This window comes from Adhaeribacter swui (assembly GCF_014217805.1).
GTDB lineage: Bacteria > Bacteroidota > Bacteroidia > Cytophagales > Hymenobacteraceae > Adhaeribacter > Adhaeribacter swui.
In genome coordinates, this window is record NZ_CP055156.1 from 4,200,309 (window position 1) to 4,215,753 (window position 15,445).

Here is a 15,445-nt window from a genome sequence, read left to right on the forward strand (position 1 = left end):
ACTATATTTGCATTTTTACAGCGCCTTACTCTATTAAAAGGCAAAGTTATTACAATAATGAATAAAGCAAGTTATTCCTTGGAGAATAGTTTTATAAGTTCGCAATCGGCCACTGACCGGATCGTGATGGTTTTAAAAACCCAGGGTGCCCAAACTGCTGGAAATCTGGCAAAAATATTGGGCATTACCGGCGAAGGCGCCCGCTTGCACTTATTAAAATTAGCCGAAGAGGGTTTAGTACAAGCTACCTCCGAATCCAGGGGAGTAGGCCGGCCAACCTTAAATTGGAGTTTAACAGCTGTTGGCAATGCTCGTTTTCCTAATGCGCACGGCGAGCTATCGACACAACTACTTAATACCATTAAAAACGAACTAGGCGATGCTATTCTGGAGCAAATAATAGATAAGAGAGGCGAAGATATTTTGCTGCGGTACGCCGAAGAATTAAAATCCTGCCATACTTTAGAAGAAAAAATTGCCCGGTTTGCCACCATTCGCCAGCAAGAGGGTTACTTAGCCGACTGGGCCAAAGACGATCTGGGATTTTTGTTAGTAGAAAATCATTGCCCTATTTGCGCAGCGGCAAATGCCAGTCCGGCAATTTGCCAATCAGAACTGAAAATATTAAAACAAGTACTTGGCCCGGCAGTAAATGTGCAACGGGTAGAACATATTCTGGAAGGCGCCCGCCGATGTGCTTACCGTATTACCGTATTACACTAACAAATTAAATTCATTAACCTGGTTAGCCAGGGTAAAGCAAAAAGCCAAAGTACAACTTTGGCTTTTTGCTTTATATTAAAAACGTTGCTGCTCCAACGAGTTAGTTCGATTCGCCCATAATTTTAAAAATTGCGCCTTCCAGGGTTTCGTTCACCCGCAACTGGCACGATAAACGACTGTTAGGGCCGGCTTCGGGCAAGGTATCCAGCATATCTAGTTCGGTATCGTTTACGGGAGGCAAAGTTTCCGGAGCTTCCAGCACTTCTACGTGGCAGGTAGCACAAATGCCCATGCCACCGCACGTCGCCAGAATATCGTACTCCGAGGCTTTCAAAACTTCCATCAAGGATAAGTTAATACCTTCCGGAATCTCTAAATCCTGGCGGCTGCCATCCCGGTCGATAATGGTGAGGTTAATCATAAAAATTTAAAAAATTATAAAGCGTGAATACCGTTTACAGTAGTGTATTTAAAACTTAATTTTTGTTCCGGGAATACGTATTTAAAAGCGCTTTGTGCCATTAATGCTGCCTCATGGAAACCGCACAAAATTAACTTTAACTTGCCCGGATAGGTGTTAATGTCACCGATGGCGTAAATGCGTTCTACGTTGGTCATAAAATCTTTGGTATTTACCTCAATAGCCGATTTATCGATGGCTAAATTCCAGTCGGCGATGGGTCCAAGTTTAGGCGTTAAACCAAAGAGCGGAATAAAGTAATCTACGTCGAGGTTTGTAACGCTTTTATCTTTTTGCACTACCGCAATTTCTTTTAAGTGGCCGTTACCGTTTAAAGCCGATACATTAGCATTTAAAATTAAGTTAATCTGGCCTTGTTCGGCTTTGGCAAATACTTTTTCCGCCGAATCGGGCGCTCCCCGGAACGTTTCGCCCCTATGGATTAGCGTTACTTCTTTGGCTATTTCGGATAAAAACAAAGTCCAATCCAGGGCCGAGTCGCCGCCACCGGCTAACACAATGCGCTTATCGCGGAACAATTCCGGGTTTTTAACCATGTACGCTACCCCTTTGCCTTCAAAATCTTCGAGGCGCTCCACGGCAGGTTTGCGGGGCTCAAAAGAACCTAAACCGGCGGCAATTACCACTACCTGGCAATGAATTTCGGTGTTTTCGTTGGAGGTTACCAGGTAAGAGCCATCTTCCTGGCGTTCCAGTTTTTCTACCCGTTCGCCCAAGGTAAAAGTAGGATGGAAAGGGTTAATCTGGTCCAGTAAGTTATTTACTAAGTCCTGGGCGTTAATGGCCGGAAAACCCGGAATATCATAAATAGGTTTCTGCGGATAGATCTCCGATAATTGACCGCCCACCTGGGGCAAAGCATCTATTAAATGGCAACGCATTTTTAATAAACCGGCTTCAAAAACAGCAAACAGCCCTACGGGCCCGGCACCAATAATGCATATATCAGTAGTTATCATGTTTAAAGAATTATATAAAATTATAAAAAAAAGAAAAGCAGCACAAACTTGCCTTTGCGTATCAAAGACAATAACAATTTTAAAGAATTAAAGATTTAGAAAAGAGAGCCTTTTACGGGCGAGGATAGTTGAAAGTCAACAGAGGATGCGTAGCTACCGACCTTCGGGTATTTAGCTACAACAACAGCAGTTGTTAGTTTGAAGAAAAGAAATTATTAAAAAATTCTTCATTCTTAATTTTACAAGCAGGTACTTGTTTTATTTGCAAAAGTAACAGCTTTGGCTAATGAAACAAGATAAATTCAATTAAAAATAATTATTTTGAGCCAAATTAATTTTAAAAAATGCAAATGAAGAAATCTAATTCTTGCCGGAATAACTTACATCCTATGGCCGTTTTCTGGTTTGATGCGTGCCTAAAACAGAGTGCCGCTTGAATAAAATTAAAATTATGGTAGAAAAGCTAATTACAGTCCGGCATTCGTTTTCTCTAAAAATTAAGTAATATTGAACTGAATTTTAAAAAAGCCCATTCGGGCAATTGGTAAAATCTTAAAAATTAAAAAATAAATGTACACCGGATTACAACATTTACATTCTTATTTAGCCTACCTGGTTTTACTGGGATTGTTAATCAGTTTAGGTAATTCTTTGCTGGGTTGGCTGCAAAATCGTCGCTTTCAAGATAAAGACCGGAAACGTTCTTTGCTCGGCTTAATTCCTGTGCATTTGCAATGGGTAATTGGGGTAATATTGTATTTTGTTTCGCCTTTAGGAGCGCCAAACGCATCCGGAGCGGCTATGAAAGATGCTACTTCGCGCTTATATATTCTGGAGCATCCGCTTACTATGGTAATTGCCGTTATTTTAATAACGGTTGGTTACTCCCGGGCAAAACGCCTAAGAACCGACAATGCCCGATTCAAGAATTTGGTTATTTTCTACGGTATTGGACTTTTGCTGGTACTTAGCCGTATTCCGTGGCAAGCGTGGTTTGATGCGAATTAAGAAGAAATAAATTTTAAAATTTTTCATTTCTATACGTGGTTTGATTTTTAAATAAGTTTCTGCCTTTATTAATAATGCGGTTTTCTACAGCAATCTTATTTTAAATCTAAATTTTGCCTTTTATAGAATTTTTAAAACCGGTTGATTAAGTTGGATCAAAACCTAATCAACCGGTTTTTTTGATTTTTTGTAAATTTTTAAAATAAGTTTAACCGTATTCAAAGAACATTTTTGAAGGCAATAACTCTGGTTTAAATGAAGTACTTAACAATAGTTTAGAATTATATAATTAAATTAAATATATTCGCCACTTCATGTATTAACTAACTCATAAAATTTACCTAATGGCAAAAGAAGCTAACATTACCGAGATTGTGCAAACCTTACAGGAAGCGCAACAAAACAAAGAACTTTTAGGAGCTTTAACTACTAGCCTGGAGCGTTATGTAGAGCAGCAAAAGAAGGGCTTAGAAGAATTAGAAACTTTGGTGGCTAAAGCTAAAGACGGCAAGCTAACTATTAAAAAACGTGGTGGTTACCGGGGTAGAAAAAGCAAAAACGCTGAAAATACAGGCGCTACAGAATAATTTTTTAAAAATTTGATATACCAGAAAGTACACCTAAAGGTGTACTTTTTTTGTTTAAATAAGTTTATCTAACGCGCCTCGTAAATTTGATAAAATGCTGATTGTGATATTATTGAAGAATTATTAAACCGGTTTTTAATATATGTGTCTTGTTATTATGTGCTAATTTAAAATTTTACAAATCGCGAAATCTAAGAAGAAGATAAGTGAGAAAAATAAACAAGGCAATGTAAGCAATGGCGGGCAACAAAGCAGCAGTTGGCGTAAGGGCTAAGCTGGGGCCGGTAAACGATTCGAGTACATCGCGGCCCGGCAGAGGGGTTAAGCTGGATAATACTTTCATCGGGAAGTACTGATCTACCTGGTCGGGAAAGCGCAGATGAATGAGCGGTTCTAAAATTTTAGCGTACACCAAAAAAGCAATAATGGCTAACCCGTTTTTCCGGATCAAAAACCCGAAGAACAAGGCCAAACTCATGTAGCCGATAGCTTGCACAAAGTAAAACAACAAGTGCCGGATATCTTGTAATACTTTAGCCGTTGTTACATCTGGAGAATAAGTTAAGCCAAAAAACAAGCCAGTTCCGAGCAATACGCACGTGCCAAATGCCGCCAATAATAAGATTACAGTAAACTTAGCGAGTACCACATCGCGCTTAAACCAACCATCAATTACCTGCTGACGCAAGGTCCGGAAACTGTATTCGTCGGTAGCCAGAATTATCAAAAGCACACCCCATAATAAATTAAAATAACTGGCAATGTAGGCTAACTTCAACCAAATGTCGGGGAAGTTATACAACGTAGGCCCAGCCGCCTGACCGTTAATCTCTACCTTGCTGCCCAGGTAAGCAAATAGCAAAAACAACCCGGTAAAAATTAATAAAATTGACCAGAAAGTGTGATATGGTACTAATTTACGCAGTTCAATTAAAAGCAAATTCATGGAGCAGGGTAGTTGGTAATTTGTAGAAATTGCGACTCCAGACTTTTCTTTTTAACGGTGATTTGGCTTAATACCAAACCTTGCGCAAAAAAAGCCTGATTTAAATCGGAGCTCGTAAAACCGGGTTGTAAAGTTAAAGTTAACTGATGCGGCTCGGTTTTTACGAGAGTTACTGGTAGTTGCGGCAACAAAGCCAATGCTGCTTGCTGGTCACCGGGTAGGCTGATAATAACCTGATCGTCTTTCGCCAGAATGGAACTTACCGAACCAGATGCCCGCAGTATACCGGTTTGCAGCACGGCCACGTGGGTACATACTTTTTCTACCTCGTCAAGTAAATGGCTGGCCATAATTATGGTTTTACCTTCGCCGGCAATTTGTTTAATTAACTCCCGCACTTCGGCAATGCCTTGCGGGTCCAGGCCGTTGGTAGGTTCGTCTAGCACCAGTACGTCCGGGTTATTTAATAAGGCCGCGGCTAAAGCTAAACGTTGTTTCATGCCTAATGAAAATCCTTTAAACGCCGAATCTTTGCGGTTTAATAATCCGACCCTATCGAGCACGGCGGGTATAACTTGATGCGACACGTTTTTAATATCCGCGGTAATTTGCAGGTTCTGGTACGCCGATAAGTAAGGATAAAAATTAGGAGTTTCCAGAATGGCGCCAATGCGGCGTTTGGTAGAGTGGCTGATTTTTTCGCCGAACCACGTGAAAGTACCCGAGGTAGCATGTAATACATCCAGCACAATGCCCAAGGTAGTGGTTTTGCCGCTGCCATTCGGGCCCAATAACCCATAAACGCTGCTGGCCTCCACGGTTAAGCTTACCTGGTTTAAGGCCAGTACTGAGCCATATTTTTTTGATAAATTATTTATTTGCAGGACGGGTGCCAAATGTTTTTAATTAAGCCGTTATAGATTACTGAATTTATAGAGTAAGCGGAACAAAGTAAAAGTTTTGATTATTAATTTATATGGGCAATTCTTAGCTTTGACCAGGCAATAACAAAACTTTTCGAACCGATTTAGTAAATAAAGGTTGATGTTTGAGCCGCTCCGGGTCTTGCCGGAAATTTTCAAAATCCTGGGTCGTAGGAAAGGTTAGTAGGTGAATTTCGTAAGGAAGCTCGTCCGTAGCATGCACAAAATTACTTTTATCCGGCCGGATTCGATACACTAACTCACCGTAATATTGGGGCAAGAGTGGTAACACCTGATCTTCGTATTTTAAAAAAGTTTCTTCTTCTCCTTTCCGAACATATACCAGTAAAGTAAGATACAGTTTCTCCGTTTCCATATTGCAAATTTTTAAAATTTAAAATTTAGATAATAGAGTTCCTGAATTCCTGGCCAGTTCTATTTCGGTATTTTATTTTTTAATTTTAATATAAGTCGGGTATTTTTTTAATTGAAAACCAATAAAAACGAATAGCATAAAGTTTTAAATAAAATCTTTTATTCACCTTATTTCTCCCCAATGCGGGTAATAGGGTAGCGTAAATGCGACTTTTCGTAGTACGGAGAATGGCGGTAAATAAAGTCGAGTTGGGCTTGCCCGTTTTTAGCAGCTTCCGGGTTGCTGGCGAGGTAATCCTGCAATTGTTTTTTTAAATTTTGATTTTCCCGGAGCAATTGAGCGGCAATATCTTCAAAAACGTAGCTAGAGAAATATTCTTTTTGTTGTAAAATTTCATCAAAAAAGCCCCAGTTAAAGTAAGAATCGGTAGCCTGGGGTTCCAGGGTTTCCACGAGAAAACGGCTGGCGGGTTGGTTCGTCAGGATCAGGTAATCGCCAGCGAAGTAGTGCAGCTTTTGTTTTTCGGTACGCACTTGTACTCCCGAATGGAGATAATGTCCTTCGTAGGGCCGGGAACTGGTTTTATAATCAGCAATGTAATACACTTCGGCGGTAAAGCTGGTATCGCGGCGCAAAGTCCGCATTTTTACGTGGTTTAAACGTAAGCGGTCAATTACTTCTTCCCAGGCCTGCGGTACCACATACGCGATGGGCTTGGTTATGGTAGTTTCGGGTCGGAAGGTGTTGTAGTAGTTGATTTTTTTGCTGAAAGGGGTGTTGCGATCGTAGTATAAACGGCTTAAACCGCTTACTTCGCTGGGTTTGTGTTTGGCTGCGTAGCCCAGAAAAGTAATGGTATCCACAGCGGTAGTATCTAGCTGCCAGGAAATAGCAAATTGCTTTTGCAACAATACATCCTGGTCGGCTTTTTTACGGGCAGCGGCAATTTTACCGGCGTCTTGCTGCACAATCCGGATTAAAATATCTAAAAAAGCGTACTGCGCCTGTACCCGATTTGGGAATGGCTTTAACATGTGGGTTTCGGTGATAAAGCCGATGGTGTTAAACAAAGCAGTGTAACCAGTAGAGTAACGAGGGGTTTCTAAAAAACCTACTAAACCGGTATCCGGCGATTCGCCTTTACTGTCAACGTAGGGGCTCATGGGCCATTGGCGTTTTTGCATTTGCCCGTACAACTGCGGTAATAATTGCGTAGTCAGGTAATCGCGTAAAGGAGCTTGCAGTTTATCTTTTTGCGTGGCAATCAAAGTCATGGTGTGTTGGTAATCAGCGCCGTTGGAGGTGTGGGTATCCACAAAAACATCGGGTTGCCATTCCCGGAAAAGTACCGTAAAAGATTGTGCATTACGCGACGTATTTTTAATGTAATCGCGGTTTAAGTCTAAATTTCGGGCATTACCCCGAAAGCCGTATGATTCTGGACCGTCCTGGTTGGCGCGGCTGTGGCGGTTCCGGTTTAAAGAGCCGTCAACGTTGTAAATGGGAATAAACAACACAACCACGTCTTTTAAATAAGCTCGCAGTTCTTTTTTTTGCAGGTAATCGCGGGCCAGCATCATACTGGCATCAATGCCTTCGGGCTCGCCCGGGTGAATGCCATTCTGAATTAATATTATCCGTTTGTTTTTCCGGCGCACCGAAATCGGGTTGAAATCTTTATCCAACGACAATACCGCTAAATGCAAGGGTTTACCCGAATCGGTGGACCCGTATTCTTCCATTTTAAATTCATCGTAGGCATTATCCAGTTGTTGGTAATACCGGATGCACTCGGAATAGGTAGCGGTTTTGGTGCCAAGGCTTTTTTCGTAAGGGGTAAGCCAATTGCCTGCGTTAGAAAGAGGAGTAATTTGTAATAAAAGGGAAAGTAAAGTTAAAATCATGCTGCTATAAAATCCATCCAGATTGGTATGCAATGTTACGGATAATCAGCGGGGAAAAGAAAAAGTTACTGCTTCAGATTTGGCCCGAATAGTAAGCAGTGGGTAAAATGCAAAAATTTAAAAAATTAGCCTTATTTATAAAGTAAAAATGCACCGACTCTGGGGGCCGGTGCATTTGGTATATGGAGTAGGAGATAATAAAAACTTAAGCGGCAGCGCCCATTTGCAGATGGCCACTTCCGGGGAAAAGCGGCGCCACTTTAGCGTGCAGCCGGTCTTGTACAAAGCTGTGTTGCAAGTGCGCCGGTAAGGTAGCCACTATTTCCTGGTACTTCTCAATACCTATGGCCTGGGCTACGTAGCTTTCGTGCACCGCGTTTAAATAACTCACAATATTCAGCAGCGATTCGTGGAATAATTTAAAATCAATATCGGCTTCCACAAACCGGTCGATTTCTTTGTTGCTCGACGAAATACGCAACCGACTGAGCAAATCAAATATAGTGGTATACCCCAAACGCCAGGTAATCTGGTCCCAATGCGGAGCGCCCCACTTATCCAGTACTAAACCGGTTTTGGAACTGCGGATAGCCGTACTAGGGTTACTCTGCACTTGTTGCCGCGTAGTTATGGCCTTTAATTTACGGGTGGTACGTAAAAACTGACCAATCTGGGCCTGCACCTCAATGCCTTTTTCGGGAATGTGCAAGCTAGGTTTAGAACCGGCCAGAGGCAAACGATGCACGCTGAAATCGTAATACGGACCGGCGGCATAATAACCAATGGCTCTGGGGTAAGCGTTTTTCACCACCAAACGACCCGCTTCGCGCCGCAGCACCGTAGCATTGTTGGTTTTTACATCCAGGGTATACAAAAAAGCCTGCAAGCCTGCAAATACGGTATAATACGCCTGCGGAAATGTCCAGTGCAAAGCATTCCGGAGGTAATCGTCGTTGCCTAGTTCAGCCGTAGCGCGCAAGGCATATTCGGTGCTCCAGCAACTATGCAGGAGTTTGGTAATTGCAACTAAGTCCTTTTCGGTGAGCTTGGCGCGGTGCTCCCGGAAGAAACTTAAATGCTGTAAACCAAAGGCATCATCGGTATGCTGGATGTGGTAGTTAATAGCAAAAAAATAATTCAGAAAAACCTGGGCTGGGATGGATTTGCGCCATACTTCATCGGGCCTTTTGGGCTCTTCCGAAAATAAAGGAATTACGTTTTCGTCCGTTAGCTTTTTCATAATTTACTAACAAAAAGTACATCCGGTTTAGTTGCAAAAAGTGTTAAATTTTGCTGCTTTTTTTAAAATTTAATTATCTGAATATCAATTAATTATTATTGTTGTAATTGCTCGTATAAAAATTTTTTTATTTATAATGATGATAAATAATTTAGTAGTAAATTAAATGTTTTGCTAAATTATTTAGTTGTATTTTAGACTTGATTTTGCAATCTACTTGGCTGGTAAGTAGCGAAGGTTTATTAGTGTTGAACAACGTTCCGGAGGGTTGGTTATAACTGGAAATTTAATGAGCTAGCCTTTTTAATTGCAGTGGAAGAACAAGGTGCCGGGCAATTTTTAAAAAATTTGATTTTCGGATTTAATCTTGAATACAGCGACCCCTTTTTTAATTACCTTAAGGGCATTAGCGTCCTTTGATTATTTAATACATTTTCTGGCCAGCTATTTTTAAAATTTTAAAATATGGCAGAACCGGCTTTTCGGGATAGCAAAGTAAAAGTATGAGTAACTATTCCTGTTTCGTGAAAATGTGACTTATAGCTTTAGTTTTAAGATTCTGCAAAAAGTAAATTTTAAAAATTTACTTTCTTACATAACAGAAGTGCGAGAGAATCGAGTTAAAAATGGGTGGCATTTTAAATAGCGCTGCTGAATGCCGTTAAAGGTTGTGTCTTCACCTCCTGTACCGGTTTTTTCGCCAAAATACTTTGGGTAAAACTTAAAGAAGCTGGTAAATGATGTTATTTGCCGATAATTTACCACGTCTGAATTATAAAAAATAACCCGCATGAACATTCACGAAAAATTAGCAGAACTGGGTTTGCAGTTGCCGGAGCCGCCTAAGCCTGGGGGCAACTATGTTTCGGTAAATATCCGGGGGGAAATTGCTTACCTGGCCATTCAGTTTCCGTTTAAAAACGGCGAAGTGCTTTACCGGGGCAAACTGGGCAGCGAAATTTCGACGGAAGAAGGGTATAAAGCCATGCAGCTTTGCGCATTAAATGTGTTGGCTCAGATAAACCAATATATCGGGTTTGATAAGGTTTTAGGTTTAAACCATTTTGATGCTTATTACCAGGCCGAAACAGATTTTGACCAGGCTCCCGCGGTAGTAAATGGCGCTTCGGATTTATTTGTGCAGGTGCTGGGCGATAAAGGCACACATAGCCGGGCGATTTTTGGCGTAGCTAAATTGTCGCGGAATTTTTGTGTGGGTTTAACGGCAACGTTTACCGTAATTTAAAACTTACTGGAGTAACGCTTTTCCTAATAAAATGAGAAAACCCCGGCTGGTGATTGCCGGGGTGAAATTTTAAAAATTAACAATTTTTTAAATTTTCTTTTTATCCAACTACCTGAAATTTGGCTGTTAAATTCAAGTTTCAAAGGTGGCGCGTGAAGGTAAGGTTTGTTACTCCGTTACGGTTAAAGGAAAAACCGGTAATGTTGCCTGCCGTGTCTGATTGAAAAATAAAGCAATTATTCCCAATTAAATCAGCCAGAAACTGGTTACCTTCCAGTGGTTGAAAAGGCACGTGGATGATCCCGTAAATTTTAAGTCCTAATTTGCCTTTTTTTACTGTTAAGCGGTACGTTTTATTTAGCTCGGGAGAATAATAGCGGCTAGCGTATTTTTTTAAATTTTCTGGATTTAAGGTAATTAGTTTTACTTTTTGCAGAAACACTTCGTTCTCCCGCAGGTTTTTCAATACCATACCGGCTACTTCGCCCGCATCGGTTTTCCGGAAATAAATAGCGTATTCCAGCAAACCGTCGTTTTGGAACTGACCAGGCGCAGTTTGCACCAAAGGCGCCTGGTAGCCCTGGAGCGAAGTGGCGGCAAATAGTTTGCCTTGCTTTTCTGTGATAAGGCTTAAATCCGAGTGATTTTCCGGATTTAAATAATAGCCGGTAAGCCGGGATAAGTTTTCTGTTTTGTTAATTTCTGCTGGTTTATTTTCGGTTACTTTACCCTGAATAATGCGAGCGCCTAGGTTTAGAAGTTTGGGAGTTAGACTATATTGATCTTCAGTGTTGGCCAGGCAGATTAAAGTTAAACGCTGGTCCGGGAAGCGCACCATTTCGGCCTTATAACCGGGGTCGGCGCCGCTGTGGCTGGTTGCCTGATATCCCTGGTACGTGCCTACTTCTAACCCAAAACCATAAGGATTGGGGGTGCCGTTGTTTAAGGTATCGGGGGTTAAAAGTTGCTTGATTAAAGCCGGGTTGCCTTTCCCGAGTTGGTTGTGGTATAAGTTGGCGTCCCACTTCGTCAGGTCCGATAAGGTAGTAAACAAACCGCTCGATCCTACGGTGTTGCCTTTAAAATGCTGGGGCCGGTATGTAACTTTTCCATCTTTATAATTCACTCCGTAGCCCGTAGCCAACTGCGGAACAGAATTTTTAAAATTTCCGGCAAACTGCGTGTACGTCATGCCGAGTGGCCGGAAAATGGCGGCTTGGGTATATTGGGCAAAGCTTTTTTTGCTGACTTGGGCTACAATTTCGGCTAGCAACACGTAACCGCTGTTCAGGTATTCGTAGCGGGTGCCGGGCTTAAAGTTTAAGCTTTTTTGCTGAGCCATAGCCGCTATTACTTCTTGATTTGTATAATGCTTTTCGCCTTTAAAAGTGAGTCCGATTAAAGTAAACCCGTCGTGCAAACCGCTGGTATGATGGATTAAATGCCGGATGCGCACGGTATCGCCTAAGTCCGGGAGTTGCGGTAAATATTTCCGGATATCATCGTTTAAACTCAGCTTGCCTTCTTCGGCTAATAAGGCAACGCTTAGGGCAGTAAATTGCTTGGCCATAGAGGCTACCCAAAAAGTATGATCGGGCGTAAGTTTTTCCTGATGTGCCACGTGAGCCATGCCATAGGCTTGCTGATAAATGACTTGCCCATATTTGATTATGGCGATGGCCGCACCAGGCGTTTTAGAATTGTTCCAGGTACGAAATAGATGGTTAATGTGCAAAACAATGGGCTCTGGTAAGCCTTGGGCCTTTACCCGGATGGGTGAAATAACAACGAGGAGGAGTAAGGAAAAGACGAATAATTGTTGAGGTTTCATGGTGCTGATTAGTCTGAAATGCCGGGGCAAATCTAAAGGCACCAAAGGCCCGGTAGCGTCTAAAAAGCCGGTTTTGTTACCGAAACACCCAAAATAAAGCGACGAATTGCTGATTTAACGTTTCAGCCACCGCCGAAACGCCGGGGCTTTGTCGCGGCTAATGCTTAAGGTAGCGGGTAGTTGCGGTTTGGGTTGAAGATGCACAGTAAGTTTACCGTGCGTTTCGGTGGTAATACTGCGAATTAATTCCGGGGTGATAATACACTTACGGTTGGCCCGGAAAAATCTACTGTCGGGTAGTTGTTCCGCGAGGCGGTCCAGGGATAAATCCAGCAAGTAGGTTTTGTTGTCGTGGGTAAGTACATACGTTTCTTTCGCTTCGGAGTAAAGGCAGGTTATATCGGGGTAAGGTACCAGAATTTCTTTGCGGCCTACTTTTACCAGTAGCTGTTCGCGGGCTGATGTAAAAAAGTCTTCGGCCTTTAATTCTTCCTTTATTTGTTCTACCTTAATCTCCAGGCTTTGCTCCAGGTTTGCTTTTTCGGCTACGCTGGTTACGTACGAATCGTAAAAATACAAAGCCGCGTAAATGCCATTAATAAACAAAATAAAAATAAGGGCAATTACCACGTCCAGGCTCCAGTAATGGTTAATCTGGTAAGGCCGGATAAACGCGTAATCCAGGAAAACCAGAATACTAAGAGCCATAATTCCGCCGATAGCGGTAACCAGAGTTTGCACCAACAACCGTTTTATTAATTGCTGCGGCCAGGGCAGTACTTTGTCGAGGGTGGTGATTAGATAAAAAACTACCTGCCAGACCAGGAAAATCTTAAGGGCATCGCTGAAGATTTCGTAAATAAACCAGCCGTTAAATTCTACATGATCGTAGGTGAGGTAATAAGCAAAACCCGTTATAGCCGGAATACCAATTATTTTTACCCAGGTATCGCGGTATACGGGCCGGGGCCGACCAACTGTAGTATCAGGCATTTCCGTTATAATTAGTACTGCAATTTAACCGGTTTTGCTAATTTTTAAAAAATACAGATAATCAATCGGGTAAAAGAGTGGCATTCATTTTTTTGTTTTTCGCCGGACTACTTCACCCGCTGAACAACGGGATAGTTTAGCGTCTTTCCATAAATCGGGCTCATGCTACTTGGTATAAAGGGATATTTTATTTATTATGTTAAATAATTTTTGATTAAAACAACAACCCGTATTTCCCTTTCATGCGTTTGCCCTCAAAACTCCACACTTCCTTAATCAGTACGGATTTATAAAGTTGGGCGATTGTTTGCATCCACATGCCATTTCCCGGCCGGCATAAGTTATCCAGCATACATTTTTGGCTGATTCCATGTAATGACTTCAATATCCCGGATGCTACTATTCTGCTCCAAAAGCCGAAATAGTAACAGTTTTAGGGCTAAGTTCGCTCCTTTATAACAATAACTTGCCCGACACTGCTCCTGGCAATTCCGGCAGCGTTGGTTCTGGGAACCGTTCTTTTTCTTTCCGTTTTTAACTACCTTGCTGCTCTGACAGTAAGGACAGTTTAGCTTGAGGAGACTCTCGCGCATTCCATCTCATTAAGCTTTTTACTGCCTTTATTTATTTTATCATACTTTTTTATCCTCTACCAAATTTCGACATAACCTGTTTACCTTCATTTACAATGCGGCGATTGCTTTTTTTAATTTTTTTAATTTTCAGCTTTAAGGTAATGGGTTGGGCACAGGATATGGCTAATAAAAGTTATCCATACGAACCGGCCCAGCATGCGTCGGCCGAGGTGCCGCCCGGTGAAGTACTGTCTTTTGAATTTAACCAATCGAAACTGTACCCGGGCACCAGCCGCACCTACTGGGTTTACATTCCCAAGGCCTATACTCCGGAAAAGCCGGCCTGTTTATTTGTTTGTCTGGATGGGGTTTTGTTTAACGCGCCCACCGTATTTGATTATTTAATCAGCAAAAAAGAAATGCCCGTAACTATTGGGGTTTTTATTCAAGCGGGCACGATTAAAGCCAAAGATGGTACGGTTATCCGGTACAATCGTACCAACGAGTTTGATAACATGAACGACCGTTTTGCCCGGTTTATAGAAGAAGAAATTTTGCCGGATGTACAAAAACAAAAAGCTTCGGATGGGCGGCCAATCCGAATTTCAGCAGTGGCAAACGACCGGGCTATTGCGGGCGCCAGCAGCGGGGCCATTTGTGCATTTACTGCCGCCTGGCAACGGCCAGATTTATATAGCCGGGTTTTTAGCGCCATTGGTACGTACATTGGCATGCGCGGCGGCGACCAATATCCGATTTTGGCCCGGAAAACCGAGCCTAAACCTTTGCGCGTATATTTGCAGGATAATAAAAACGATACCTGGAATCCGTTGTTTGGCAACTGGTACCATTCGAACTTAAACATGGAAGCTGCCTTAAATTTTGCCGGTTACGAGGTAACCCATACCTGGCAGGAGGGAGGCCACGAAACCAAACAGGCTACCGCTATTTTCGCCGATGCCATGCGCTGGTTATGGAAAGCCTGGCCCACTCCCGTAAAAAGTGGCTGGTCCGCGAATAACATGCTCCAAACCATCCTGGACTCCACCCAAACGTGGCAAGAGAGTACGTTAAATAAGCCTATATCCAAAGACCCCAACAACGTAATTGCGTTGCCCAACGGAACACGTTATACTTTGGAAAAAGGAAAAATAAATTACCGTACCAAAAATAAAACGAGAGTAGTGGATCAAGACCAAAATTTAGGCAATGCCATTGCTATTTCACCGGATAAAAAACAATTGATTGCCAGTATCAAACATTCGAGCTGGTTGTATAACTATACCGTAGAGCCCAACGGAACCTTAGCTAATAAACAAAAGCTGTATTGGTTACACAATCCGGGCAACGAAGATAATCGGGAAATAAGCAGTATGGCCTTTGATGAGCTTGGTAATTTGTACGTGGCTACCGAGTTAGGCATCCAGGTTTGTGACCAGAATGGCCGGGTACGGGCTATTTTGCCTTTGCCCAGTGGCCAGCCAATTGCACTGTGGTTCGATCAGGAAACGCCCGATTTCTTGTTTGTAAAAACTACCGATAAAGTATACCGTCGCCAATTAAAAGTGAAAGGCGTACACTCTACGCAGGAAGCTGTTATTCCTAAATCGCAAGGAGCCGGCTAATAGGAGCAATTTTTTAAAAATTTGCTTC

Annotated in this window: 16 protein-coding genes; 5 read left to right on the plus strand and 11 right to left on the minus strand. The window is 42.2% G+C overall.

Annotation, left to right across the window (positions count from 1 at the left end; all coding sequences use genetic code 11):
* The first annotated feature begins 57 nt into the window (after positions 1-57).
* Positions 58-723, plus strand: a complete 666-nt coding sequence (locus HUW51_RS17675) for a helix-turn-helix transcriptional regulator (RefSeq protein ID WP_185270946.1) — start codon at positions 58-60, stop codon at positions 721-723.
* A gap of 100 nt (positions 724-823) precedes the next feature.
* Here HUW51_RS17675 and HUW51_RS17680 read toward each other — a convergent pair whose 3' ends face one another.
* Positions 824-1,144 carry a 2Fe-2S iron-sulfur cluster-binding protein gene (locus HUW51_RS17680; RefSeq protein ID WP_185270947.1) on the minus strand — a complete coding sequence of 107 codons (321 nt, stop codon included), beginning with the start codon at positions 1,142-1,144 and terminating at the stop codon, positions 824-826.
* Positions 1,145-1,158: 14 nt separating this feature from the next.
* Positions 1,159-2,163, minus strand: a complete 1,005-nt coding sequence (locus HUW51_RS17685) for an NAD(P)/FAD-dependent oxidoreductase (RefSeq protein WP_185270948.1) — start codon at positions 2,161-2,163, stop codon at positions 1,159-1,161.
* Between the two features lie 570 nt (positions 2,164-2,733).
* Here HUW51_RS17685 and HUW51_RS17690 point away from each other — a divergent pair.
* Complete coding sequence (locus HUW51_RS17690; RefSeq protein WP_185270949.1) at positions 2,734-3,171, plus strand: hypothetical protein; 438 nt, start codon at positions 2,734-2,736, stop codon at positions 3,169-3,171.
* Between the two features lie 344 nt (positions 3,172-3,515).
* Complete coding sequence (locus HUW51_RS17695; RefSeq protein WP_185270950.1) at positions 3,516-3,758, plus strand: hypothetical protein; 243 nt, start codon at positions 3,516-3,518, stop codon at positions 3,756-3,758.
* A gap of 175 nt (positions 3,759-3,933) precedes the next feature.
* Here the strand turns inward: HUW51_RS17695 and HUW51_RS17700 are convergent, their stop codons facing one another.
* The 5 genes from HUW51_RS17700 to HUW51_RS17720 form a co-directional block, all read right to left on the minus strand.
* Complete coding sequence (locus HUW51_RS17700) at positions 3,934-4,704, minus strand: ABC transporter permease subunit (protein WP_185270951.1); 771 nt, start codon at positions 4,702-4,704, stop codon at positions 3,934-3,936.
* Complete coding sequence (locus tag HUW51_RS17705; protein ID WP_185270952.1) at positions 4,701-5,600, minus strand: ABC transporter ATP-binding protein; 900 nt, start codon at positions 5,598-5,600, stop codon at positions 4,701-4,703. Before HUW51_RS17705 ends, HUW51_RS17700 begins: the two co-directional genes overlap by 4 nt.
* Positions 5,601-5,691: 91 nt before the next feature.
* Entirely contained in the window at positions 5,692-6,003 is a 312-nt protein-coding gene (locus tag HUW51_RS17710) for a DUF1330 domain-containing protein (RefSeq protein WP_185270953.1), read from the minus strand.
* A gap of 167 nt (positions 6,004-6,170) precedes the next feature.
* Complete coding sequence (locus tag HUW51_RS17715; protein ID WP_185270954.1) at positions 6,171-7,907, minus strand: M14 family metallopeptidase; 1,737 nt, start codon at positions 7,905-7,907, stop codon at positions 6,171-6,173.
* 205 nt (positions 7,908-8,112) lie between these two features.
* On the minus strand, positions 8,113-9,147 hold the full coding sequence (locus HUW51_RS17720; protein WP_185270955.1) for a hypothetical protein: 1,035 nt from the start codon (positions 9,145-9,147) through the stop codon (positions 8,113-8,115).
* Positions 9,148-9,937: 790 nt separating this feature from the next.
* Here HUW51_RS17720 and HUW51_RS17725 point away from each other — a divergent pair.
* A complete protein-coding gene (locus HUW51_RS17725) occupies positions 9,938-10,393 on the plus strand; it encodes a RidA family protein (RefSeq protein WP_185270956.1) in 456 nt (151 codons plus the stop codon).
* A 139-nt stretch (positions 10,394-10,532) separates the two neighbouring features.
* Here HUW51_RS17725 and HUW51_RS17730 read toward each other — a convergent pair whose 3' ends face one another.
* The 4 genes from HUW51_RS17730 to HUW51_RS24945 form a co-directional block, all read right to left on the minus strand.
* The gene (locus HUW51_RS17730) at positions 10,533-12,224 is read right to left on the minus strand and encodes a serine hydrolase domain-containing protein (protein ID WP_185270957.1); all 1,692 of its coding nucleotides are present in this window, start codon (positions 12,222-12,224) and stop codon (positions 10,533-10,535) included.
* A gap of 114 nt (positions 12,225-12,338) precedes the next feature.
* Complete coding sequence (locus tag HUW51_RS17735; protein WP_185270958.1) at positions 12,339-13,217, minus strand: LytR/AlgR family response regulator transcription factor; 879 nt, start codon at positions 13,215-13,217, stop codon at positions 12,339-12,341.
* Positions 13,218-13,431: 214 nt separating this feature from the next.
* Positions 13,432-13,569: a hypothetical protein gene (locus tag HUW51_RS17740; protein WP_185270959.1), complete on the minus strand. Its 138-nt coding sequence runs from the start codon at positions 13,567-13,569 to the stop codon at positions 13,432-13,434.
* On the minus strand, positions 13,559-13,810 hold the full coding sequence (locus HUW51_RS24945; protein WP_185270960.1) for an IS1/IS1595 family N-terminal zinc-binding domain-containing protein: 252 nt from the start codon (positions 13,808-13,810) through the stop codon (positions 13,559-13,561). The genes HUW51_RS17740 and HUW51_RS24945 overlap by 11 nt, the downstream gene beginning before the upstream one ends.
* A gap of 95 nt (positions 13,811-13,905) precedes the next feature.
* Between HUW51_RS24945 and HUW51_RS17750 the strand changes: the two genes are divergently transcribed.
* Positions 13,906-15,417 (plus strand): alpha/beta hydrolase-fold protein, encoded by a 1,512-nt coding sequence (locus HUW51_RS17750; RefSeq protein ID WP_185270961.1) that lies wholly within the window; start codon positions 13,906-13,908, stop codon positions 15,415-15,417.
* Positions 15,418-15,445: the final 28 nt, after the last annotated feature.